This window comes from Arthrobacter sp. SDTb3-6 (assembly GCF_013376095.1).
In the GTDB taxonomy this organism is placed as follows: Bacteria; Actinomycetota; Actinomycetes; order Actinomycetales; family Micrococcaceae; genus Specibacter.
On record NZ_JAAMFN010000001.1, the window covers coordinates 85,775 to 107,551 of the forward strand.

General features: G+C 67.1%; 23 protein-coding genes and 1 tRNA gene. 16 read left to right on the forward strand and 8 right to left on the reverse strand.

Annotated features, from left to right (window positions below):
- Nucleotides 1-249 precede the first annotated feature (249 nt).
- The gene (locus G6035_RS00420; RefSeq protein WP_176615106.1) at nucleotides 250-948 is read right to left on the reverse strand and encodes a response regulator transcription factor; all 699 of its coding nucleotides are present in this window, start codon (nucleotides 946-948) and stop codon (nucleotides 250-252) included.
- Between the two features lie 167 nt (nucleotides 949-1,115).
- Between G6035_RS00420 and G6035_RS00425 the strand changes: the two genes are divergently transcribed.
- From G6035_RS00425 to G6035_RS00445, 5 genes are all read left to right on the forward strand, one after another.
- Nucleotides 1,116-1,850, forward strand: coding sequence for a permease (locus tag G6035_RS00425; RefSeq protein ID WP_176615107.1), 735 nt, complete (start codon nucleotides 1,116-1,118; stop codon nucleotides 1,848-1,850).
- 149 nt (nucleotides 1,851-1,999) lie between these two features.
- Nucleotides 2,000-2,599 carry an FABP family protein gene (locus G6035_RS00430; RefSeq protein WP_176615108.1) on the forward strand — a complete coding sequence of 200 codons (600 nt, stop codon included), beginning with the start codon at nucleotides 2,000-2,002 and terminating at the stop codon, nucleotides 2,597-2,599.
- 98 nt (nucleotides 2,600-2,697) lie between these two features.
- Complete coding sequence (locus G6035_RS00435) at nucleotides 2,698-3,795, forward strand: folate-binding protein YgfZ (protein WP_176615109.1); 1,098 nt, start codon at nucleotides 2,698-2,700, stop codon at nucleotides 3,793-3,795.
- A 116-nt stretch (nucleotides 3,796-3,911) separates the two neighbouring features.
- Nucleotides 3,912-4,517 carry a PadR family transcriptional regulator gene (locus G6035_RS00440; RefSeq protein ID WP_176615110.1) on the forward strand — a complete coding sequence of 202 codons (606 nt, stop codon included), beginning with the start codon at nucleotides 3,912-3,914 and terminating at the stop codon, nucleotides 4,515-4,517.
- Nucleotides 4,518-4,527: 10 nt separating this feature from the next.
- Nucleotides 4,528-6,033: a DHA2 family efflux MFS transporter permease subunit gene (locus tag G6035_RS00445; protein WP_176615111.1), complete on the forward strand. Its 1,506-nt coding sequence runs from the start codon at nucleotides 4,528-4,530 to the stop codon at nucleotides 6,031-6,033.
- On the opposite strand, the gene G6035_RS00450 is transcribed toward G6035_RS00445, so the two are convergent.
- The 4 genes from G6035_RS00450 to G6035_RS00465 form a co-directional block, all read right to left on the reverse strand.
- Complete coding sequence (locus tag G6035_RS00450) at nucleotides 5,972-6,703, reverse strand: GNAT family N-acetyltransferase (protein WP_176615112.1); 732 nt, start codon at nucleotides 6,701-6,703, stop codon at nucleotides 5,972-5,974. The genes G6035_RS00445 and G6035_RS00450 overlap by 62 nt on opposite strands.
- Nucleotides 6,704-6,849: 146 nt before the next feature.
- The gene (locus G6035_RS00455; RefSeq protein ID WP_176615113.1) at nucleotides 6,850-7,875 is read right to left on the reverse strand and encodes a 6-phosphofructokinase; all 1,026 of its coding nucleotides are present in this window, start codon (nucleotides 7,873-7,875) and stop codon (nucleotides 6,850-6,852) included.
- A 140-nt stretch (nucleotides 7,876-8,015) separates the two neighbouring features.
- Nucleotides 8,016-8,309 carry a hypothetical protein gene (locus G6035_RS00460; RefSeq protein ID WP_256127636.1) on the reverse strand — a complete coding sequence of 98 codons (294 nt, stop codon included), beginning with the start codon at nucleotides 8,307-8,309 and terminating at the stop codon, nucleotides 8,016-8,018.
- Nucleotides 8,310-8,349: 40 nt separating this feature from the next.
- Nucleotides 8,350-9,795, reverse strand: a complete 1,446-nt coding sequence (locus tag G6035_RS00465) for a PspC domain-containing protein (RefSeq protein ID WP_176615114.1) — start codon at nucleotides 9,793-9,795, stop codon at nucleotides 8,350-8,352.
- A gap of 114 nt (nucleotides 9,796-9,909) precedes the next feature.
- Between G6035_RS00465 and G6035_RS00470 the strand changes: the two genes are divergently transcribed.
- Nucleotides 9,910-11,241, forward strand: a complete 1,332-nt coding sequence (locus tag G6035_RS00470) for an ATP-binding protein (RefSeq protein ID WP_176615115.1) — start codon at nucleotides 9,910-9,912, stop codon at nucleotides 11,239-11,241.
- Between the two features lie 13 nt (nucleotides 11,242-11,254).
- Nucleotides 11,255-11,911 (forward strand): response regulator transcription factor, encoded by a 657-nt coding sequence (locus G6035_RS00475; RefSeq protein WP_176615116.1) that lies wholly within the window; start codon nucleotides 11,255-11,257, stop codon nucleotides 11,909-11,911.
- Nucleotides 11,912-11,921: 10 nt separating this feature from the next.
- On the opposite strand, the gene G6035_RS00480 is transcribed toward G6035_RS00475, so the two are convergent.
- On the reverse strand, nucleotides 11,922-13,154 hold the full coding sequence (locus G6035_RS00480) for a pyridoxal phosphate-dependent aminotransferase (protein WP_176615117.1): 1,233 nt from the start codon (nucleotides 13,152-13,154) through the stop codon (nucleotides 11,922-11,924).
- Nucleotides 13,155-13,453: 299 nt separating this feature from the next.
- Here G6035_RS00480 and G6035_RS00485 point away from each other — a divergent pair.
- The 9 genes from G6035_RS00485 to rplL all read left to right on the forward strand — a co-directional run bounded on the left by G6035_RS00485 (nucleotide 13,454) and on the right by rplL (nucleotide 19,512).
- Nucleotides 13,454-13,526 (forward strand) — tRNA-Trp (locus tag G6035_RS00485).
- Nucleotides 13,527-13,662: 136 nt separating this feature from the next.
- Complete coding sequence (gene secE, locus G6035_RS00490) at nucleotides 13,663-13,956, forward strand: preprotein translocase subunit SecE (protein WP_176615199.1); 294 nt, start codon at nucleotides 13,663-13,665, stop codon at nucleotides 13,954-13,956.
- A gap of 90 nt (nucleotides 13,957-14,046) precedes the next feature.
- The gene (gene nusG / locus G6035_RS00495; protein ID WP_176615118.1) at nucleotides 14,047-14,871 is read left to right on the forward strand and encodes a transcription termination/antitermination protein NusG; all 825 of its coding nucleotides are present in this window, start codon (nucleotides 14,047-14,049) and stop codon (nucleotides 14,869-14,871) included.
- A gap of 129 nt (nucleotides 14,872-15,000) precedes the next feature.
- Entirely contained in the window at nucleotides 15,001-15,432 is a 432-nt protein-coding gene (gene rplK, locus G6035_RS00500) for a 50S ribosomal protein L11 (RefSeq protein ID WP_026555792.1), read from the forward strand.
- Between the two features lie 158 nt (nucleotides 15,433-15,590).
- Nucleotides 15,591-16,298 (forward strand): 50S ribosomal protein L1, encoded by a 708-nt coding sequence (gene rplA, locus G6035_RS00505; RefSeq protein WP_176615119.1) that lies wholly within the window; start codon nucleotides 15,591-15,593, stop codon nucleotides 16,296-16,298.
- 119 nt (nucleotides 16,299-16,417) lie between these two features.
- Entirely contained in the window at nucleotides 16,418-16,999 is a 582-nt protein-coding gene (locus G6035_RS00510) for a GNAT family N-acetyltransferase (protein WP_176615120.1), read from the forward strand.
- 18 nt (nucleotides 17,000-17,017) lie between these two features.
- Complete coding sequence (locus G6035_RS00515) at nucleotides 17,018-18,109, forward strand: GNAT family N-acetyltransferase (RefSeq protein WP_176615121.1); 1,092 nt, start codon at nucleotides 17,018-17,020, stop codon at nucleotides 18,107-18,109.
- Nucleotides 18,110-18,440: 331 nt separating this feature from the next.
- Nucleotides 18,441-19,028 carry a 50S ribosomal protein L10 gene (gene rplJ, locus G6035_RS00520; RefSeq protein ID WP_176615122.1) on the forward strand — a complete coding sequence of 196 codons (588 nt, stop codon included), beginning with the start codon at nucleotides 18,441-18,443 and terminating at the stop codon, nucleotides 19,026-19,028.
- Between the two features lie 106 nt (nucleotides 19,029-19,134).
- Nucleotides 19,135-19,512, forward strand: coding sequence for a 50S ribosomal protein L7/L12 (rplL, locus tag G6035_RS00525; protein ID WP_113719175.1), 378 nt, complete (start codon nucleotides 19,135-19,137; stop codon nucleotides 19,510-19,512).
- 170 nt (nucleotides 19,513-19,682) lie between these two features.
- Here the strand turns inward: rplL and G6035_RS00530 are convergent, their stop codons facing one another.
- Together G6035_RS00530 and G6035_RS00535 are read right to left on the reverse strand one after the other, a co-directional pair.
- Nucleotides 19,683-20,177, reverse strand: coding sequence for a YbaK/EbsC family protein (locus tag G6035_RS00530; RefSeq protein WP_176615123.1), 495 nt, complete (start codon nucleotides 20,175-20,177; stop codon nucleotides 19,683-19,685).
- Complete coding sequence (locus G6035_RS00535; protein ID WP_176615124.1) at nucleotides 20,174-21,397, reverse strand: acetyl-CoA C-acetyltransferase; 1,224 nt, start codon at nucleotides 21,395-21,397, stop codon at nucleotides 20,174-20,176. Before G6035_RS00535 ends, G6035_RS00530 begins: the two co-directional genes overlap by 4 nt.
- Between the last annotated feature and the right edge of the window lie 380 nt (nucleotides 21,398-21,777).

Consider the following 21,777-nt stretch of genomic DNA (forward strand, 5'->3'; position numbering starts at 1 on the left):
GCACCCGGCATGCATCCGCTCCAGCCGGTGCCCGGACGGGTGTGGCGGTTTGCCATGGGCGCCGGTGCTGCCCTAGAGTTTGAGGGCAGCAACTGCGAGGGGGATGCACCAGTGGGGTGTCCTCGATACGTTCGACCCGTATGTCCTCCACCACGGCGAAGGCCCGCTCCATGACGGAGCGGGCCTTTTTCATGTTGGCGCCAGCCGTCCGGGGCGCCGCCGGCCGCGGCCCCGGAGTGGCGTGTTGTGTTACGCCCCGGCCAGTTCGTCGTCGGGCATGTTGGCAATGGTGAGGCGGTAGCCGACGTTGCGGACCGTGCTGATCAGGCTCTCGTGGTCCGAGCCGAGCTTGGCACGCAGGCGCCTGACGTGGACATCGACGGTGCGGGTGCCCCCGTAATAGTCATAGCCCCAGACTTCATTCAACAGCTGCGCACGGGTGAAGACGCGGCCCGGATGCTGCGCCAGGTACTTCAGCAGCTCAAATTCCTTGTAGGTCAGGTTCAGCGCCTTGCCATGGACCCGTGCCGTGTAGCTGTCCTCGTCAATCACCACGCCGGCGGCCTGGATTTCCTGGTGCACCGAGTCCTCGGCGTCGGAGACCCGCGTCAGGGCCAGCCGGATGCGCGCCTCCACCTCCGCGGGACCGGCTGAATCGAGAATGACGTCATCCGCCGCCCACGACGCCGTGACGGCGGCCATGCCGCCTTCCGTCAGGACCAGCAGCAGGGGCACGCTGATGCCTGTCGCACGCAGCAACTGGGTCAGGGACCGGGAGCCGGCCAGGTCCTTGCGTGCGTCGACCATGATCAGGTCGGTCGGCCTGGCGTCCAGCAGGGCAGTGGGGACGGCGGGCAGGATGTGGATCGAGTGGCTGAGCAGTTCCAAGGCAGGCAGGACGTCCACGGAACTGCCCTGGTTGTTGGTCAGCATTAAGATCTGCGACATGACTTCCTCCAAAGTGCGTAGATAAGCGCATCTTTGAGCGATGAACCACCGGTCACCCCCGGGACCGGTTGATCGCACCGTGGGCCAGGGCAGCGGCGCCAGTGGCACAACGCACCGGGGCAGGGGTTGTTCCACAGTGTACCGCCAGAGTAGGGCAGGATTGATGTGTGAAGTCATCAATAGCCGGACTTGTTGGAATCGTTGCGCTCGCAGCCATCGTCGCCGGGCACTCCTTGGGGCTGGGCTGGACAGTGGGTGTGGCCGTGGTGCTTTCCGTTGGTTTTGGCTACGGCTGGCCGCAGTATTTGGGCATTCCGGCGAAGAAGACCCTGGGTGCCGTGATCGCCCTCAGCGGCGCAGGGGCGGCCCTGGCCGGCGGGCTGACCCGCGATGCCAACTTTCTGGTCTGGACGCCGGTGTTCATTGCCTTCGGCTTCGGCGCGGTCATGGTGGTGCAGCTCCTGAGGGGCGCGGGCCAGGAACACCGGCTCGAGTCCACCCTGGGTGCGGGGGCCGGCGTCCTGATCGCCGGGTTTGCCGCCGGCTGGGTCTCCTCCTACCGCTTCCTTGGCGAGCCCGGCATGACCGTGGTTGCCGCCACGGGTGCGGGGGTGGCCCTGGTCATTGGCATGCTGCCCTGGCCGGACAGGGTCCTGGCGCCGCTGGCCATTGTCCTGGCCGCCTTGGCCGGCCCGCTCGCGGCACTGCTCGTCTCCGAGCTGCGGATTGTGCCTGCCGCCGTGATCGGGGCGCTCGTGGCGGCCGTGATTGCCAGCTTCCACCGCCTGCGCACCCTCTCGGGGCCTGTTCCCAATGTTGCGGGAGGCCTGGCCGCGGCGGCGGCACCGGTCCTTGCGCTCGGCGCCCTGGTGTATTTCATGGAAAAACTGCTGTTGACCTGAGCGCCAAAAGATCACGATAGGATGGCTCCATGAGCGTACTTTCCCTGGAAATTTTCTTCATCTGCCTGCTGGTCCTCGCCGGACTCACCATGGCCTGGTTCGCCGTCATGGTGGTGTGGCGCCTCTTCAAGGGCCAGCAGTAGGCCGCCATGGCCATTGAAATCCCCACGGACCTGACACCCGAACTGGTCCCGCTGTCCTGGCTGCTGGGCACCTGGACGGGACGCGGCCGGCTGGGATCCGGTGAGGCGGACGACGAACACTTCACCCAAACCGCCACGTTCAGCGCCAACGGGCTGCCGTACCTGCGGTACACGGCCGAATCCTGGCTCACGGACGAGGACGGCACCATCCTGCGCCCCCTGTCCGTGGAAATGGGCTTTTGGCAGCTTGACCGCCCCATGAACGACGCCGACGGCGGCCCCGGCATGGTCCCCGCCGACATTGTGCCCGCACTGCGGACGGCCGACGACGTCGAGGCCCTGCGCAATGCCGACGGCGGCTTTGACATCATGGCTGGCATTGTCCACCCCGGCGGCATCTCCGAGCTGTACTACGGCAGCATCAAGGGACCGCAGATCCAGCTCTCCACCGACGCCGTCATGCGGCACGCCGGGGCCAAGGCCTACACGGCGGCCACCCGCATCTTCGGCCTGGTCAACGGCGACCTTTTCTGGCGCTGGGATGTTGCCGCCCAGGGCAAGTCCCTCGAAGCCCACGCCTCCGCAGCCCTGCACAAGGTCGCTTAACAGCGTAATAAATCCCGGCCCCGCTGTGGGCTGCATCGGCGACCGCCGGCGTCGAGGGTGGCTGGAATAGGCGTATCACGGAAGGCGTTGGAAACGTTATGAGTTATTTGAGTCCCCTGCTGAACCGCCATGGCGCCGTGCAGGCCGGCGGCCTGGATGCCGGGGTGGCGGCACACTACGGGGATCCCCTCCGTGAACAGCGCCTCCTGGCCGGCTACCTTGGCAAGCCCGGGACCGCCGTCGTGGACCTTTCCCACCGCGGCGTGGTCACCGTGTCCGGTCCGGACCGGCTGAGCTGGCTGAACACGCTCTCCTCGCAAAGCCTCACCCACCTGGCCCCCGGGGCCGGCACGGAGCTGTTGCTGCTGAGCGTGCAGGGGCGGATCGAATTCGACGCCCGCGTGGTGGACGACGGGGGGACCACGTGGCTGGTTGTGGAGGCCGGGGAGGCTGCGCCGCTGGCCGAATGGCTGACCTCCATGAAGTTCATGCTGCGGGTCGACGTGACGGATGTCTCGGCAGGCTGGGCCGTGCTGGGATCCGTGGTGGAGGTCCCCGAATGGGACGGACTCGTGGTGTGGACCGACCCCTGGCCGCACATCGGCGCCGGCGGCTGGAGTTACGCCGCCGTCGAAGAGGGTGCCCACCCCGGGCTGGAACGTCCCTGGCACGAATACCTGGTCCCTGCCGCGGACCTGGTTGCCACGGTGGGCACCCGGCCGCTGGCCGGTGCCTGGGCGGCGGAGGCTTTGCGAATTGCCGCCTGGCGCCCGCGCCGCGGGGCAGAGACCGACGACAAATCCATTCCCCACGAACTGGACCTGCTGCGCACGGCGGTGCACCTGGCCAAGGGGTGCTACAAGGGCCAGGAAACGGTGGCGCGCGTCCACAACCTGGGCCACCCGCCGCGCCGCCTCGTCTTCCTCCAGCTGGACGGATCCCAGCACACCATCCCGGCCCCGGGCAGCGGGGTGTTCGCGGGCGAGCGCAAGGTGGGCGTCGTGACCAGCGTGGCACAACACTATGAAATGGGTCCCATCGCCCTGGCCTTGATCAAGCGCACCGTGGACCCCGACGCCGCGCTCGTGGTGGACGACGCCGGCGAAAAGTACACGGCCGCCCAGGAAACCATTGTGGCCACCGACGCCGGCCAGGTGGTCGGTCGCGCCACCGGTTTCCTGCGCGCACCGAGGTAGGGCGGGCCGTTCCCGGCCCCGGACACCACCACGGAACAAACCGGGGGACGATGTTGTTCTCCATATAGTCCACGTGGAATAATTCTTGGGGACTAAATGGGCGAAGGACGGCAGGCATGACGGGAGAGAAGCACCTCACACCCCTCGGCGTGGCGGCACTGGGGCTGCTGGCCGAACGTCCCATGCACCCCTACGAGATGTACCAGCTGCTCATCCACCGGCGCGAAGACCGGCTGGTGAAGGTCAAGCCGGGCACCCTGTACCACACGGTGGGCAGGCTCGCCGCGGCCGACCTTGTCAAGGCGGTTGGCACCGAGCGGGAGGGCAACCGCCCGGAACGCACCACTTATGCGATCCTGCCGGCGGGGCGTGAGGCCCTGGAAGCCCGGCTCAAGGAACTGCTGGGACGCCCGGCTGCCGAGTACCCCAGCTTCCCCCAGGCGGTGGCCGAGGCACACAACCTGCCGGCCGCCGTCGTGCTTGAACTGCTGGGCACACGCATGGAGGCGCTGGCTGCCCGCCTCGCCGAGCTGGCGGCGGACGTGCAGGGGGCACAGGCCAAGGGCGTGCCGGAACAGTATTGGCTGGAACTTTTGTATCAGCAGGCCATGACGGAAGCGGAACTGGCCTGGATCCGCCAGCTGTCCGCAGACATCGCCGCCGGTGCGCTGCCCTGGCGGCTGGCCGAAACCTTCAACACAACGGCTTCAACCGAACCTTAAGGAACATTGCATGGAAACCGTCGCAAAACCGTGGCCCGCGTTATGGGCGCTCGTGTTGGGCTTCTTCATGATCCTGGTCGACTCGACCATCGTCTCGGTGGCCAACCCGAAGATCATGGAAGGCCTGCACACGGACATCAACTCCGTCATCTGGGTGACCAGCGCCTACCTGCTGGCCTACGCCGTGCCGCTGCTTGTCACCGGCCGGCTCGGTGACAAGTACGGCCCCAAGAACCTGTACCTGATCGGCCTGAGCGTGTTCACCCTGGCCTCGCTGTGGTGCGGGCTCTCCGGCAGCATCGGCATGCTGATCCTGGCCCGCGCGGTGCAGGGTTTCGGTGCGGCATTGATGACGCCGCAGACCATGGCCGTGATCACCCGCATCTTCGCCCCCGACAAGCGCGGGCCCGCCATGGGCCTGTGGGGCGCCACGGCCGGCGTCGCCATGCTGGTGGGCCCCATCCTGGGCGGCGTGCTGGTGGACGGGCTGGGCTGGGAATGGATCTTCTTTGTCAACGTGCCGGTGGGCGTGGTGGCGTTCATCATGGCCTGGCGCCTTGTGCCGACCCTGGCGACGCACGACCACAAGTTTGACCTCCTGGGCGTGGCGCTGAGTTCCATCGGCCTGTTCATGCTGGTCTTCGGCATCCAGGAAGGCGAAAAGTACAACTGGGGGACCATTGCCGGCCCCATCTCGGTGTGGGGGCTGATCATCGCCGGGATCGTGTTCCTTGGCCTGTTCATTGTCTGGCAGGCAGTGACGAAGGGGGAGGCGCTGGTGCCGCTGCACCTGTTCAAGGTGCGCAACTTCTCCCTCGCCAACGCAGCCATCACCACCATGGGTTTCACGGTCACTGCCATGAGCCTGCCGCTGTTCTTCTACTACCAGCTGGTGCGTGGCATCTCGCCGACGCAATCGGCCCTGATGATGGTCCCCATGGCACTGTTTTCCGGCGTCCTGGCACCGTTTGTGGGCAGGCTGGTGGACATCGTCAACCCGCGCTACGTGGCACTGACGGGCTTCATCCTGATGGCGGTTTCCCTGCTGTGGACGTCGTCCCTGATGAATGCCGACACGCCGATCTGGCTGTTCCTGCTGCCCAGCGGACTGCTTGGCATTGCCAGCTCCGGGATTTGGGCGCCGCTGTCAACAACAGCCACCCGAAACCTTGGTCCGCGGGAGGCGGGCGCCGGCGCCGGAATCTACAACACGACCCGGCAGATCGGCTCGGTGCTGGGTTCGGCAGCCATAGCCGCCCTGATCGGTGCACGGCTGGCTGCCGAGATGCCCGCTGGTGCCCCGCAGGGTGCCGCCGGTGCCAGCGGCCAGCTTCCCGAATTCCTTCGTGCAGGCTTCTCTACGGCCATGGGGCAGTCCATGGTCCTGCCGGCCCTGGTGGTCCTGGTGGGCGGCGTGATGGCAATCCTCTTCGCCAAGCCGCGGGCCGTGGACGCTATTTATGCGGACTTTGACGGGGCTGAAGGGCAACCGAAGTCTGTAAGCCGGCCACACTAAAGCCGGTTGAGATGGCCAGTGCGTGGGCGCCTGCGTTGTTGACGTCCGCGCGCCACTGGGCAATCAGGCCGGTGGCCAGTGCCTCGTGGGCGGCGATTTCGGTGGCCCGCCTGCCCAGGCCCCTGCGCCGGAACTTCGGCGGCACCAGCGTGCCCAGCTGCGCCAACATCCCGGCGAACTCGGCGTAGGCGGCGCAGGCGAGCGGGCCGCCACCGGGCTCTTCGGAATCCATCACCGTGAACTTGTGCGGGAGGCCGGAGAGCCCGACGTCGTTGACGTCGTCGGGCGGGCACAGCGCCTCGAGTGCCACGGCCTCCGGATTGCCGTGGGAGACCATGACGGTTCCTTCCGGCTGCTTCAGGCGGAGGTCGTCGGCGTAGTAGAGCGCCTGCGTGCCGCAGCCGCGCCCGCCAAGGCCACGGCTGAGACGGAGCATGGTGGCGTGGTCGCTTAGTTCGTCGTCGCTGTAGGCTTCCGCAGCCCGGAGCAGTTCGGCGGGGCCGGTCAGGACCCCCTGGTCCCAGAGCCGCAGGAAGGAAAGCGAGCCCGAATCGTCGGATTGTGTGATGCGTCCGCCGGACGAACCGGCCACAAGTGAATCGGCGGGCAAGCCCAGGTGCCGTTCCCAGGCCAGCCGGACGATGGGCGCCGAACTCAGGTCAAAGGTCATGCATCAAGGCTAGTCCCCACGCCCTCCCCGCCCGGCGCCGGGGCGCCGGCCGTGGCGCCGGCCGTGGCCCCTCGGGCGCGTGGCCCCACCCACGCCCTCCCCGCCCGGCGCCGGGGCGCCGGCCGTGGCCCCTCGGGCGCGTGGGCTCAGCCGAACAGGATGGCGGCCTCGTCATAGCGGTGCTGCGGGACGGTCTTCAGGTTGCCCAGCGCCGCCTCAAACGGGACATGCTCGATTTCCGTCCCCTTTAGGGAGACCATGGTGCCCCAGCGCCCTTCCACGACGGAGTCGACGGCGGCCATGCCCAGCCGGGTGGCCAGCACGCGGTCGAAGCTGGAGGGGACGCCGCCGCGCTGGATGTGGCCCAGGATCGTGGCCCGGGTTTCAATGCCGGTGCGGGCCTCGATCTCGGGGGCCAGCTGCTCGCCGATGCCGCCGAGCCGGGGGCGGCCGAACGTGTCCAGGCCGCGTTCGGAGTGCGCGGAGTCCTGGTGGTCCGGCACAAAGCCCTCAGCCACCACCACGAGGGGTGCGCGGCCGCGGTCATGGGCTTCCTGCACCCATTCAACAATCTGGTCCATGCTGGTCTTTTGCTCCGGGATCAGGATGGCGTGGGCTCCCGTGGACATGCCGGCGTGCAGGGCAATCCAGCCGACATGGCGTCCCATGACCTCGGCGATCATGCAACGGTGGTGCGATTCGCCCGTGGTCCGCAGGCGGTCGATGGCCTCCGTGGCGATTTGGACGGCCGTGTCAAAACCGAAGGTGTAGTCGGTGGCGTCGAGGTCGTTGTCCACCGTCTTCGGCACACCCACGATCTTCAGCCCGGCGTCGGTGAGGCGGCGGGCCGCAGCCAGCGTGCCTTCCCCGCCAATGGCGATCATTGCCTCAATGCCCAGCCGGTCCAGGTGCGCCTTGATGACCTCGGGGCCGCCTTTGCCCTCAAAGGGGTTGGTGCGGGAGGTGCCCAGGATGGTCCCGCCCTGCTTGGAGATGCCCCGGACCATCTGGCGGGGCAGGTCCATGATGTCGCCCTCCACCACGCCGCGCCAGCCGTCACGGAAGCCGACGAATTCGTGGCCGTAGCTCTTGATGCCCTTGAGTACGACGCCGCGGATCACCGCGTTGAGTCCGGGGCAGTCGCCGCCGCTGGTCAGAATTCCAATCTTCATGGGTATGGGTCCTTCGGGGAGTGGAGTCAGTGTGGTTTGAGCGCACCGTTGAGCTCCTCTCTTGGACATTCTAGACGCTCGTGTGACGGGGGCAACTTCGGGCCGCCCCTGGACAGGCGGCCCGGGCCCTACTTTTTGCCCTACTTTTTGCGCAGTACGTTGACCGCCCCGCCGGCCACCATGGCCAGGCCTGCGCCCAAGAGCAGCCACATGGCGGCCTGGCCGGTGTCCAGGTGAAGGCCCGCCTGCCGCGTGGCCAGGACCAGCAGCCCAATGGCGACAACGACGGCACCCCACACCACGGTGCCTACTCTCACCGGGAGGCGCGTTGCGGCCGGCGCCGTGTCCATTGCGCGGGAGGCGCCGGGGCCGGCGTCCCCGGCTCCGCCCTTCGGCGCGTCGGGAAATTCCAGTGATTCCGTTGGGTTGTTCATGCTGTTTTCTCCCATTGCTCTGTTGGACCGTTTCGGCCGGCTACTTGCCGGCCACGGGGACGATGGTGATCTTGGCGGCCGCGCCTTGCAGGGTGACCACCAGCCCGTTGCCTGTCTTGCCGGGATTGACCTGGGTCGTGGTTGCCTGCACCACGGCCTTGCCGTCGGTGCCAGGCTGCCCCTGCACTTCAAGGCTGGAGGCCACAAGCTCGCTCTTGATCGTGACGGGGATGCTTTCGGGGACCTTGACCACGGCCTTGGCGGCAATCACGTTCACCGGGATCTGGAGGTCGCCGCCCGGTGCGGTGCCGGCGTCGAGTCCGGTCAGGTCGATGCTGGCGTCAGCCATGGCCACGGACAAGCCGTCCTGGGCCGCGCTGGCGGTGGCGGGGGCCCAGGACTGATGTGCCATGGACGTCCACGGCGCATGCAGGGGGACCATGCTCAGCAGTCCGGCAAACACGAGGGCAGCCGCGGCAAAGGTGCCCACGCCATCCGCCGTGCGGCCGCGGAGGCCGGAAGCCATGATGGCCAGGCCTGCCGTGATCGCTGCTGCGGCGGCGGCCGCGGGGGCCTGGTAGCCGTGCAGGTCCAGGACGCCGGATGCATTGAGGATCAGCACCAGGGCGCCGACCATGACGGCCAGGCCGAGCGAGAGCAGGCTGGCCGCGGCGCCCAGGCGCGGCCTGGCGTGAAGGGCCACGGGGCCGGGGGCGCCGAGCGGCCCGGTCCAGGCGGCTGTGCGGCTGTCAAGCGGTTCCGCGGGATGGTCGCCGGAGCCGGGCCGGCCGGCGGGGAACGGCACCGGACCGTACGGACCTGCCGCGGGGGCCGGCACATGGTCTTGGGAATGGCCGGCCACGCCCGGTGCAGCGGGTGCGCCGAAGTACTGCTGCCGCGGGGGCCGGCCCGTGGCGGACCGGCCTTCCTTGCCGCGGTTTATGGCCCAGACCACGCAGCAAACGATCGCCGCCACCCACAGCACGGGCCAGGGGAACCAGCCGCCATGCCAGTTCCAGGCGACGCTCTGCCCGGGGCCCGCCAATCCGAAGAAGGTTGCAATCGCCGCGCCCGTCATGCCCGTGGACCAGTGGCCGCGGGCCACCTGCTCCACGTGGATGCGGCCGTCGGGCTCGGGGAGGAGCGCCCAGGCGACGCCATAGGCCAGCAGGCCGATGCCGAAAATGAGCGTCAGGACCACGGCCAGTCCGCGCACGATCACCGGGTCGATGCCCCACTTGTCCGCCAGGCCGCTGCACACCCCGCCCACCCAGCGGCTGCTCCCGCGGCGGACGCCGAGGGACCGCAGCCAGACGAAGGGGCGGGCGCTGCGCTGCGGTTCGGGCCCCGGGCCAAATGTCGGTTCATTGGGTGGCGGCTGCTGCCGGTCGTGTCCGGCCTCGGACCCGGCGGCCGGCCCAGGCTTGTCGTTGGGGGCCGGTTCAGGTGCCGGCCCGGGCTGTTGGTCTTCATGGCTGTCATTCATGGTTCAATCGTGTCGTGCCAGGGCAGGCGCCCGCCATCCGGGGTGACCCTGAATCAACCCTGAAGCAACCCTTGCAATCCCGCCGCCGGGGCCGGGCCGTGCTTGGATTGAACCATGAGCGTAAAGATGTACCGGTCCCCGGAGCGCATGGTGGCAGGGGTCTGTGCGGGCCTGGCCGGGCACCTCGGCCTGCGCGTGGGCACGGTCCGGGCCGTCATGGCCGGCTCCTGCTTCCTGTTCGGCGCCGGTCTGGTCTTCTACGCGTGGCTGTGGATCCTGGTCCCTCTGGCCGGCGACGACGACCCTTCCGGTACGCCGCAGCCGGCCGACGACGGCGCCCCCCGCCTGAAGCTGTTCCGCCCGGCACCGGCCGGGGGGATCCGTGCCGGCGGGGGAGCCCCCGCGGCCGGGAGTGCTTCGGCGCCGAGAGGCGCTTCGGTGGGACTGCGGGAAATCCTCATCGGCGGAGCCCTGGTGGTCCTCGCCTTGGTCCTGTTCAGCGCGAGGACAGGCGTGAACCTTGACCTGGGGACCGTGGTGCCCCTCGGCGTGATTTCCGCCGGCGCCGTCCTGGCCTGGATGCAGCTCGATGCCACCCGCCGCGTGGGCCTGCTCAACGCGGCCAAGATGGACACGCCCTGGTCGATCGCCCGGTTCGCCGCAGGAATTGTCCTGGTGGTGGCAGGCGTCCTGATCATCGTGACGGGCTCGGGGTCATGGGCGCTGGTGTGGGCCTCCGTGGTCGCCTCCCTGGCGGTCCTGGCCGGCGTCGGGCTGGTGCTGGCCCCGTGGGCGCTCAAATTTTGGCGTGACTTTCAAAATGAACGGGCCGGGCGCATCCGCGAAACCCAGCGGGCCGAAATTGCCGCGCACCTCCACGACTCCGTCCTCCAGACCCTGGCCCTGATCCAAAAGCGGGCCGACTCACCGCAGGATGTCAGCCGGCTGGCCCGGGCCCAGGAGCGGGAACTACGCAGCTGGATCTACCAGGACGAAGGCAAGGACCCGGGGAAGCTCGTGGCTGGCATCCAAGCCGCCTGTGCAGAGGTGGAAGACCTGCACGGGCTGCCCGTGGAGGTGGTGAGCGTGGGCGACGCCGAACTGGACGAGGCCACGCGGGCCCTGGCCCAGGCCACCCGCGAGGCCGTGCTCAACGGAGTCCGGCACGGCGGAACGGCGGTGTCCGTGTACGTGGAGGCGGCCGGGTCCGGCGTCGACGTTTTCGTCAAGGACAGGGGCGCCGGCTTCGATCCCGGCGCCGTGCCGCCGGACAGGCTGGGAGTCAGGGAGTCCGTCGTCGGCCGGATGCAGCGCAACGGCGGCACGGCTGCGATCATTAGCTCAACGGAAGGCACGGAGGTGCGCCTGCACCTGCCGGCCAGGCCGGCGCAGGCCGACGCGCCGGCCGGAAACGGCAAGGCCACCAACGGTGGGGACAAGAAATGACAAAGGACGTGAAATGACGGGGACAGGACAGCCCATCAGGGTTGTGGTGGTGGACGACCACGCGATCTTCCGCTCGGGGCTGAAGGCCGATCTTGCCGCGGACATCCACGTGCTGGCGGAGGCGGCCACGGTGGAACAGGCCATTGCCGCGGTCTCCGCCCACACCCCGGACGTGGTGCTGCTGGACGTCCACCTGCCCGGCGGCCGCGGCCAGGGCGGACGTGAGGTGATTGCGGGCTGTTCGGGGCTGCCGGGGCAGGTGAAGTTCCTGGCGCTGAGCGTCTCCGACTCCGCCGAGGATGTGGTCTCGGTGATCCGTGCCGGCGCCCGCGGCTACGTCACCAAGTCCATTTCCGGGCACGAAATTTCCGACGCCGTCCGGCGGGTCGCCGGGGGAGACGCCGTCTTCTCGCCCCGGCTGGCCGGCTTCGTCCTGGATGCCTTCGGCACCGCCGAGGTGGCCGTGGAGGACGAGCTGGACAAGCTCTCCGCCCGCGAATTGGAGGTCATGCGCCTGATCGCCCGCGGATACTCCTACAAGGAGGTGGCAAAGGCGCTGTTCATCTCCATCAAGACGGTGGAAACCCACGTCTCCGCCGTGCTGCGCAAGCTGCAGCTCTCCTCCCGCCACGAACTCACCCGCTGGGCCGCCGACCGCCGCCTGCTCTAGTCCGGCCCGCCTACTTGGCGGTGCCGAGGAATTCCTGGAGACGTCCGACGCCGGTGGCCAGGTCGTCGTCGCCCAGGGCGTAGGAGAGGCGGAGGTAGCCGCTGGGGCCGAACGCCTCGCCGGGAACCACGGCAACCTCGGCCTTGTCCAGGATGAGCGCGGCCAGTTCGGCGGACGTGGCCGGGCGGACGCCGCCAATGTCACGGCCGAGCAGGGCGCGGACGTCGGCGTAGGCGTAGAACGCGCCGTGCGGGGTGGGGCACTCCACGCCGTCTATCGTGTTGAGGGCCGAAACCATGGCCTTGCGGCGGCGGTCAAAGGCCACCTTCATGTCCTCCACGGCCGTTAGCGGGCCGGAGACGGCGGCCAGGGCGGCCATCTGGGAGACATTGGCCACGTTGGAGGTGGCATGGGACTGCATGTTGGTGGCGGCCTTGGCCACGTCGGCCGGGGCAATCATCCAGCCCACCCGCCATCCGGTCATGGCATAGGTCTTGGCCACACCGTTCAGGACCACCACGCGGTCGCCCAGCTCCGGGGCGGCGGTGGCAATCGAGGTGAACGGCACGCCGTCGTAGGTCAGGTGTTCGTAGATTTCATCCGTGATGACCCACAGCCCCTTGGCGGCCGCCCACTGGCCGATCTCGCGGGTCTGTTCCGGGGAATACACGGCGCCGGTGGGGTTCGACGGGGAGACGAACAGCAGGACCTTGGTGCGCGGGGTGAGCGCCGCCTCGAGCTGGTCCACGGTGACCAGGTAGCCCTGTTCGGGGCCGGCGAAGACCTCCACGGGCACGCCGCCGGCAAGCCGGATCGCCTCGGGGTAGGTGGTCCAGTACGGGGTGGGGACAATGACCTCGTCCCCCGGGTCCAACAGCGTGGCGAAGGATTCGTACACCGCCTGCTTGCCGCCGTTGGTGACCACCACCTGGGAAGGCTCCACGGCATAGCCGGAATCACGCAGCGTCTTGGCGGCGATGGCCGACTTCAGCTCGGGCAGCCCCGACGCGGGGGAGTAGCGGTGGAACTTGGGCTGGCGGGCCGCGACGATGGCAGCTTCCACAATGTAGTCCGGGGTGGGGAAGTCCGGTTCGCCGGCGCCGAAGCCGATGACGGGGCGGCCGGCAGCCTTGAGGGCCTTGGCCTTGGCATCCACTGCCAGGGTGGCGGATTCGGCAATGGCGGCGACGCGGGCCGAAACCCGGCGTGCGGCGGCTTGGTCGGCGCTCACGTTGGCAGACATCTTCTGTACTCTCTCTCGAAAGGCGGGCCCGCAGGGGTCCTTGGTGGCGGGACTCGACGGGAACTCATCGGGGACACGGCGGGGCCGTTGACGTGTGCAGGCCCCACCCCCTACTTTAGGCGCATCCGGCCCCCGGTTCGACGTGGCGGGCAACAATGCGTAGAATGGACAACCGGTGTTGAAACACCATGATGGTGCACGCCTTGCGACGGTTTGGAAACGGCCGCCCAAGACTGTAAGTTATTTCATGGCCTTCGGCTCCGGTGCGATCCACCGGGTTGCACAACAGTTAGTTTCATAGGGTAGTGGCGCAATTGGTAGCGCAGCGGTCTCCAAAACCGCAGGTTGCAGGTTCGAGTCCTGTCTGCCCTGCGTCAAGGCGCAGCGGGGTTGGTCCGCGGCAATTCCGGGATAACGGGAATGGCCGCGGACAAGTCCCGCCCAGCCTGGCGAACACAAGCACATGACACGGTCCGCCCGCGCGGGCTCGCGTGTTTTTCAACTAATGATGAGTGAGGCAATGGTGACCGAAACCGCGGCAAGCCGCTCCAATGGCCGCCCCGCCAAGAAGAACGCCAAGCCGAAGGGTCCCGGCATCTTTGCACGCATAGCCATTTTCCTGCGCCAGGTCATCGGCGAAATGAAGAAGGTTGTCACCCCCACTCGCAAGGAGTTGCTCAACTACACCGCGGTTGTGCTCGTGTTCGTTATCATCGTGATGGGTATTGTTACCGTCCTGGACCTGGGATTCGGAAAGCTCGTGCTTTGGGTCTTTGGCGGAAACGTAAACGTCGAGCACTAAACGCTCAACTTTGGCCGGCCCCGATAGTGTCTTGGAACACGGGGGACGGTTTGAGCCATTTAAGTAACGCACCAGGAAAGCAGGAAATTCGTGTCTGAGCAGGAGCCCGAGGCAACGTACAGTGAGCAGGACCAGGACACTGTGGTTGCTGATGCTGCCATCAGTGCTGACCTTGATGCATCCATGGACGACGCCGCCGCTGCGGATCCCGCAGAAGCCACGGACACCCCGGCAGCCGAAGAAGCAGCCGAATCCGAGGACGGGGCTGCCGTGTCCGAAGCGGACGGGGACGCGGTGGCGGCCGAACCGGAAGTGGACCCCGCCGAGGAATTCAAGGCCAAGCTGCGCCGCCAGGAGGGTGACTGGTACGTCATCCACTCCTACGCCGGCTACGAAAACCGCGTGAAGGTCAACCTCGAGTCCCGCAGCCTGTCGCTGAACATGGAAGATTACATCTTCGAAGTCCAGGTCCCCATGGAAGAAGTCGTGGAGATCAAGAATGCCCAGCGAAAGGTTGTCAACCGCGTGCGCATTCCCGGCTATGTCCTGGTCCGCATGGACCTGACGGACGCCTCCTGGGGCGTTGTCCGCCACACCCCCGGCGTCACCGGCTTCGTGGGAAACGCCCACAACCCGGTCCCGCTGCGCCTGGACGAGGTCTTCTCCATGCTGGCCCCCGTCTTCGAGGAGCAGCAGGCCGAGGAAACCGGCGTTCCGCTGCGCCACCTCCCTGCCGACGCGGAAATCGACTTTGAGGTCGGCGAGGCCGTCATCGTCAAGGACGGCCCGTTCGAGACCCTCTCCGCCACGATCTCCGAGATCAAGCCCGAATCCCAGCAGCTGGTTGTGCTGGTCTCCATCTTCGAGCGCGAAACCCCTGTCACGCTCGCCTTCAACCAGGTCACCAAGATCTAGTTGGACCACTGATTTCGCTGGACGGCCGCTTGCTTGGCGGCCGCGCAGTGTCCGGCCGGACGCCATCCGGCCACCCACCTTGGACGCGCTCCGTCGTCGAAGGAAAGTTATTGAGAGAAGGACCCTACATTGGCTCCCAAGAAAAAGGTCACCGGCCTTATCAAGCTGCAGATCCAGGCAGGCGCCGCCAACCCGGCACCTCCGATCGGTCCCGCGCTTGGCCAGCACGGTGTCAACATCATGGAATTCTGCAAGGCCTACAACGCCGCCACGGAATCCCAGCGCGGAAACGTCATCCCGGTTGAAATCACGGTTTACGAGGACCGCTCCTTCACCTTCATCACCAAGACCCCGCCGGCTGCCGAGCTGATCAAGAAGGCTGCCGGCGTCGCCAAGGGTTCAGCCACCCCCCACACCGTCAAGGTTGCCCAGCTGACCAAGGCACAGGTCACCGAGATCGCCACGCAGAAGCTGGTCGACCTCAACGCCACGAGCATCGAAGGCGCCGAGAAGATCATCGCCGGCACCGCCCGCTCCATGGGCATCACCGTCGAGGCCTAGGCTTCGGACACCCTGGGGTCGAGCCTGTCGAGACCCCACAGCATCACCAACATCATCAAGAACGACGCCGGCCGGCCCCCCGGGTGCCTGGCGGCGGACGTAGTGGCAGGGCCCGCGCGGTCCTTACGACCACAACTGCACAAGGAGAAACAAGCAGCATGGCAAAGCGCAGCAAAGCATATGAGGCAGCCGTAGCCAAGATCGATGCGGACAAGGTTTACGCACCGTTCGAGGCCATCAAGCTCGCCAAGGACACCAACCCGTCCAAGTTCGACGCCACCGTTGAGGTTGCGTTCCGCCTGGGTGTTGACCCCCGCAAGGCGGACCAGATGATCCGCGGCACCGTCAACCTCCCCCACGGCACCGGCAAGACCGCCCGCGTCCTGGTTTTCGCAACCGGCGACCGCGCCGAGGCCGCCATCGCCGCCGGCGCCGACTTTGTCGGCACGGACGACCTGATCGAAAAGATCCAGGGCGGCTGGACCGACTTTGACGCAGCCGTTGCCACCCCCGACCTCATGGGCAAGGTGGGCCGCCTGGGCAAGATCCTCGGACCCCGCAACCTGATGCCGAACCCGAAGACCGGCACCGTCACGAACGACGTCGCCAAGGCCGTCAACGACATCAAGGGCGGCAAGATCGACTTCCGGGTCGACAAGCACGCCAACCTGCACTTCATCATCGGCAAGGTCTCCTTCGACGCGGCCAAGCTGGCGGAGAACTACGCGGCAGCACTGGAAGAGGTGCTTCGCCTGAAGCCGTCCGCTTCCAAGGGCCGCTACGTGCAGAAGGCCACCGTGGCCACCACCTTCGGTCCCGGCATCCCCGTGGACCCGGCCGTGACCAAGGTTGTCATCGAGGCATAGGCGATGCGTTTGAACGCTGCCTGATCGGAGGGCCCGGTGTAGCGATCTGCTACGCGGGGCCCTCCTTTTTTATATCGTTGAACGGCACACAGGCCGCAGTTGGCCGTGGGGAGCAGCACATGGGAACCACCATCCGGCAGGCGGCAAGTGAAGAGGCCGCGGCCCTGGCGGAACTTGCGTCCGTCACGTTCGCGCTGGCCTGCCCTCCCGGCAGCGCGCCGGAAGACATTGCCGCGTTCATCGCCACCCATCTCACGGCCGAAAGTTTTGCCCGCTACCTGGGTGATCCGTCACGGGCCGTGTTTGTCGCGGAGGAACACGGACCCGCGGCAGCAGCCACGCCCGGTGGTTCCGCACGGCGAGGGGCACGCCTGGCCGGCTACAGCATGTTGGTGGACGCCCCGCCGTCGGACGCGGATGTGGCAGCCGCAGTGGGTGGCGGTGCGGCCGTGGAACTGAGCAAGTGCTATGCCCGCCCGCACGTCCATGGCACGGGCCTGACGGCCGGCCTGATGGCCGCCAGCCTGGCATGGGCGGCGACGCGGGGTGCGGAGCAGGTGTGGCTGGGCGTCAACGGTGAAAATGCCAGGGCCAGGAAATTCTACGAAAAGCATGGCTTCAGGGTGGCTGGAAGCAAAAGATTTCAATTGGGGAACCGGGTGGAGCATGACCACGTCATGGTGCGGCCGGTACAAAGCTAGTTTCAGGAGCAACAGGACATGACTGACATCCGGATCGAACAGTTGCACGTGCCCGACAACCTCGACGGCGAGGGGGCCGCGGACTTCCTGCGCGCCGTGGAAGTCTCCCGGCAGGTGCGGGTGGGCACGTGGGGCAACGACGACCTTGCGTACACGGGCGAGGAACTGCTTGCGCTGTGCCACGACCCCTACGAGTGGTACGTGATGCTGGTGGCCCGGCTGGATGGGCAGATCGTGGGGCGTGCGGGCATCGCCATGCCGCTGGACGACCACACCGAACTGGCGCACGTCACGCTCGACGTCCTGCCTTCCGCGGAAGGACGCAGCCTGGGCAGGCGCCTGCTGGAAGCCGCTGAATCGTTTGTGCGCGGGGAAAACCGTCGGGTTGTGGTGGTGGAGACGAACCACTCGGCCACCGAGCTGCAGTCGGAGCAGGAGGGCGGCGGTGACGAACGGCTGCTGCATCCCGCCGCCGGGCCTGGCGCGCTGACGCTGGAAAACCGCCAGGCCCGTTTTGCCCACAACGCCGGCTACCAGCTGGAGCGGGTGGAGCACTTCAGTTCCTGTGCCCTGCCGTTCCCGGCGGAACGGGCGGCGGAACTCCTGGAATCCGCCACAGCCTCCCACGGGGACGAATATGCCGTGCACCAGTGGACGGACAGCTGCCCCGAGGAATGGGCTGCGGACGTGGCCCGCCTGGAAGCAGAAATGGGCCAACCGGCCGGCGAGGGGCCCTGGGACGTGGCACACATGCGTGAAGCGGAGGAAATTTCCCAGTCGACAGGCCGGCACACGCTGGTCACAGCGGCCGAGAGCCGCGCCTCGGGCCGCCTGGTCGGCTACACGTCCATCTCCGTGCTGGGCAAACGCGACGATGTCGTCTTCCAGGACGACACCGTCATGGAAGACGGGCACCGCGGCAGGGAGCTGGGGCTGCGCATGAAGCTGGCCAACCTGCAACTGCTGGCGCGTGACTACCCGAACCCGCATGCCATCTATACCTGGAACTCCGCCGAGGACACCCACCTGATAGAGATCAACGCCCGCATGGGCTTCACCGTGGCGGGCGTGACCGGGCAGTGGCGGAAATCCTTTGACCCCGGCGACTGACTGACCCGCGATTTGGAAGGGGCGGCGCCGCTCCTGTAGGCTGGGAGGACCAAAGACCGTCGGTCGATGGAAACCACCCCCACGTGCCAGGCGCATCATGTGTCGTGCAGCGTGGAAGCGGGAAGGTTTTCATCCGAAAGTCCTGAACCAGGACGGCCAGCGCAGGTGCACAAAGCTTAGGCAGCGAATGATCCGGACGAAAGTCCATGGAACCGCTGCCCGAACGCCCCGTACATCTGTGCGGGGCGTTTTGTTTTCCACTTGCCTTCCTTCCCGGAAACGGCAGCGGGCAGGACCGGAAGGACCGGCATTAATTCCCGGAAGGAGGGTTATGGCAACGCCAACAAAGGTGGCTGCGGTTGCAGAAATCAAGCAGGATTTCAGCGATTCCACTGCAGCAGTCCTAACCGAATACCGTGGGCTCACCGTTGCCCAGCTCAAGGAGCTGCGCGTTTCTCTCGGCCAGGACACCAAGTTCTCGGTCGTCAAGAACACCCTGACTGCCATTGCGGCCAAGGAAGCCGGTGTTGACGCTTTCGAAGGTCAGCTTTCCGGCCCTACCGCCATTGCCTTCATCAAGGGTGATGCTGTTGCAGCAGCCAAGAGCCTGACGGATTTTGCAAAGGCCAACAAGGCGCTGATCATCAAGACCGGCATCTTCGAAGGCAAGGCCCTTGACGCTTCCGAGGTTGCCGCACTGGCCGCCCTGGAATCGCGCGAGCTGCAGCTGGCCAGGGTTGCCGGCGTGCTGAAGGCACCGATGGCCGCCGCTGCGCGCACCATCGACGCCCTGCGCCTCAAGCTTGCCGAAGGTGCACCTGCCGAAGAGGCTCCCGCCGCTGAGGAAGCACCGGCCGCCGAAGAGGCTCCCGCCGCTGACGAGGCTCCGGTTGCTGAAGCTGAGACCACCGAGGCCTAGTCCTCATGGGGGCTTGTCTCCCGCATGTTTTTCCCTAAATCCATGAGGACTTAGGTTTTTAGATCCGCCCGTCACCGGGCAAGAACACAAAGAAGGAGCGCCACCCATGGCTAAGCTCACCAACGACGAGCTCATTGAAGCTTTCAAGGAACTGACCATCATTGAACTCTCCGAGTTCGTGAAGAAGTTCGAAGAGGTCTTTGAAGTTACCGCTGCTGCTGTTGCAGTTGCCGGCCCGGCCGGCGGCGCAGCTGCCGAGGCTGAGGAAGAGAAGACCGAGTTCGACGTCATCCTCGAAGCTGCTGGCGACAAGAAGATTGCAGTCATCAAGGAGGTGCGCGCCCTGACCTCCCTCGGCCTGAAGGAAGCCAAGGACGTCGTTGACTCCGCTCCCAAGGCTGTCCTCGAAGGCGCCACCAAGGAAGCTGCCGAGAAGGCCAAGGAAGCCCTCGAAGCTGCCGGCGCCACGGTTACCGTCAAGTAATCACCGACGCATTCCAAGGAAGGCCCCGCACCCTACGGTGCGGGGCCTTCCTGATTCCCGGGGCGTGCCAAACACTCACCGGACCCACTGAGGGCGTGCCATGCTGCCGAGGGCGTGTGAAATTTCCTACGCCGCCGCCAGCATGGCACGCCCCCGTCGTTGGGGTGGGGCTACTCAGGGGCTGAAATGTCCGCGACCGTGGCGTCCAGGGCGGAAATAAGGGCGTCAGCCTCGACGAACATGCTGTAGCCGTGTTCGCCGGCGCCCAGGGCGACGCGGCGCCCGGCCACGCTCTCGTCCACAAACACGGGCCACGGCGTCGTGCTGCCCAGGGGAGTGATGGTGCCGCGCTCATGGCCCGTGGCGGCCAGTGCGACGTCGGGCTTGGGCATCTGCAGCTTGTTGACGCCCACCACGGCTCGCAGCTTGGGCCAGGAAATGGCGCGCCCGCCCGGCACCAGCGCAAACAGGAAGGTGTCGTCGCTGCGCTTGACCACCAGCGACTTGACGATGTCGGACGGATCGACGCCAATCAGCGCGGCGGCCTCGGCCAGTGAACCGGCGGCCGGGCGCGGGATGATCTCCACGGCAAGGCCGCGGGCGGCCGCGTCGGCGGCAACCCGGGCCCGGCCGGTCGGCGTTTCAGCGTCCCCGGCGGCGCTCACTCGGCGTCCCGGAACAGCAACAGCGCCTCGCCCTGCCCGCCGCCGCCGCACAGCGCCACGGCAGCCCGTCCCGTGCCACGGCGGGCCAGCTCAGTGGCGGCATGCAGGGCCAGGCGGGCGCCGGACGCACCAATCGGATGCCCCAGGGCGATGGCGCCACCGTGGATGTTGCACTTCTCCAACGGGTAGTCCAGGTCCTGCAGCGACTGCACTGCCACCGAGCCAAAGGCCTCGTTGATCTCAATGAAGTCGAGCTGCTCGGTGCTCCAGCCGGCCCTTTTTAGTGCGCTCTGGATGGCGTGTGAGGGTTGGGAATGCAGCGAGTTGTCCGGCCCGGCCACCTGCCCCGGTGCGCCGACAACCGCCAGCCAGGGGAGGCCGTGGGCTTCGGCATAGGACCGGCTGGACAGCACCATGGCGGATGCGCCGTCGGACAAGGGGGAGGAGTTGCCGGCCGTGATGGCGCCGTCGGCCGAAAATGCCGGACGGAGCGGGGCAAGGGTTTCCAGGGTGGTCTGGGGCCGGATGCCTTCGTCACGCGTCAGCACCACGGGCTCGCCCTTGCGCTGGGGAACGGCGACCGGCACGATCTCGTTGTCGAAGACGCCGGAGTCCTGCGCCGCCGCGGCCCGCGTGTGGGATGCCACCGCCACTTCGTCCTGGACCGCGCGGCCTATGTTCAGGCGGATGTTGCCGCGCTCCGTGGAAAGGCCCATGGATTCGCCGTCAAAGGCGTCGGTGAGGCCGTCATGTGCGGCCACGTCCAGGGCCTGGACAGCACCGTAGCTCCAGCCCTGGCGCGAACCGGGGAGCAGGTGCGGGGCCCGGGTCATGGATTCCTGCCCGCCGGCCACCACCACCTCGGCATCGCCGCTGCGGATCAGCCGGGCCGCATCAATCACGGCCGTCAGGCCCGAAAGGCAGACCTTGTTGATGGTCACCGCCGGCACGTTCCAGCTGATCCCGGCACCAATCGCGCTCTGGCGCGCGGGGTTCTGGCCGGCACCGGCCTGCAGCACCTGGCCCATGATCACCTGGTCCACGTCCGCGGCGCTGGCCCCGGAACGTTCAAGGGCTGCGGCAATGGCCTTGGCACCCAGTTCGACGGCGGTGAACCCGGCCAGCTGCCCGTTCAGCCGGCCCTGCGGGGTGCGGGCCCCGGCCAGGATCACGACCTCGGCCGCTTTGTCCACATTGTTCGGGTTCTCTTGTGCTGTCATGGCAGGCGCTCCTTACACATTGTCCGCACAGATCACCCTTGACCTGTGCCGGGCCTTACATTGAATCTAACAGTTTGGGCGGGCCGGAAATTTCCGCCGCCGCCCTGGCCGGAGAGGTCCGGGACGGCGCCGGTGTGAGGAGCGGAACATCCATACTTGCGCATTTGCGCGGCGTGAGGTAGACACGCGGGAGATATGCCTGTAGTGTAGATCTTTGCGTATCCCTCTTAACCTTCAGCCTTCATATAGCGGTGGGCTTTGCTTCGGTCAAAGGTTGGAACGGCTCGCGTCTTGGGAAGATTCAACTCCCAACACGGGTGCTTTTGCAACTTTTGTCCAGCGTTCGTCTTGGTTTGATGACCAATCGGCGAATCGGGTGA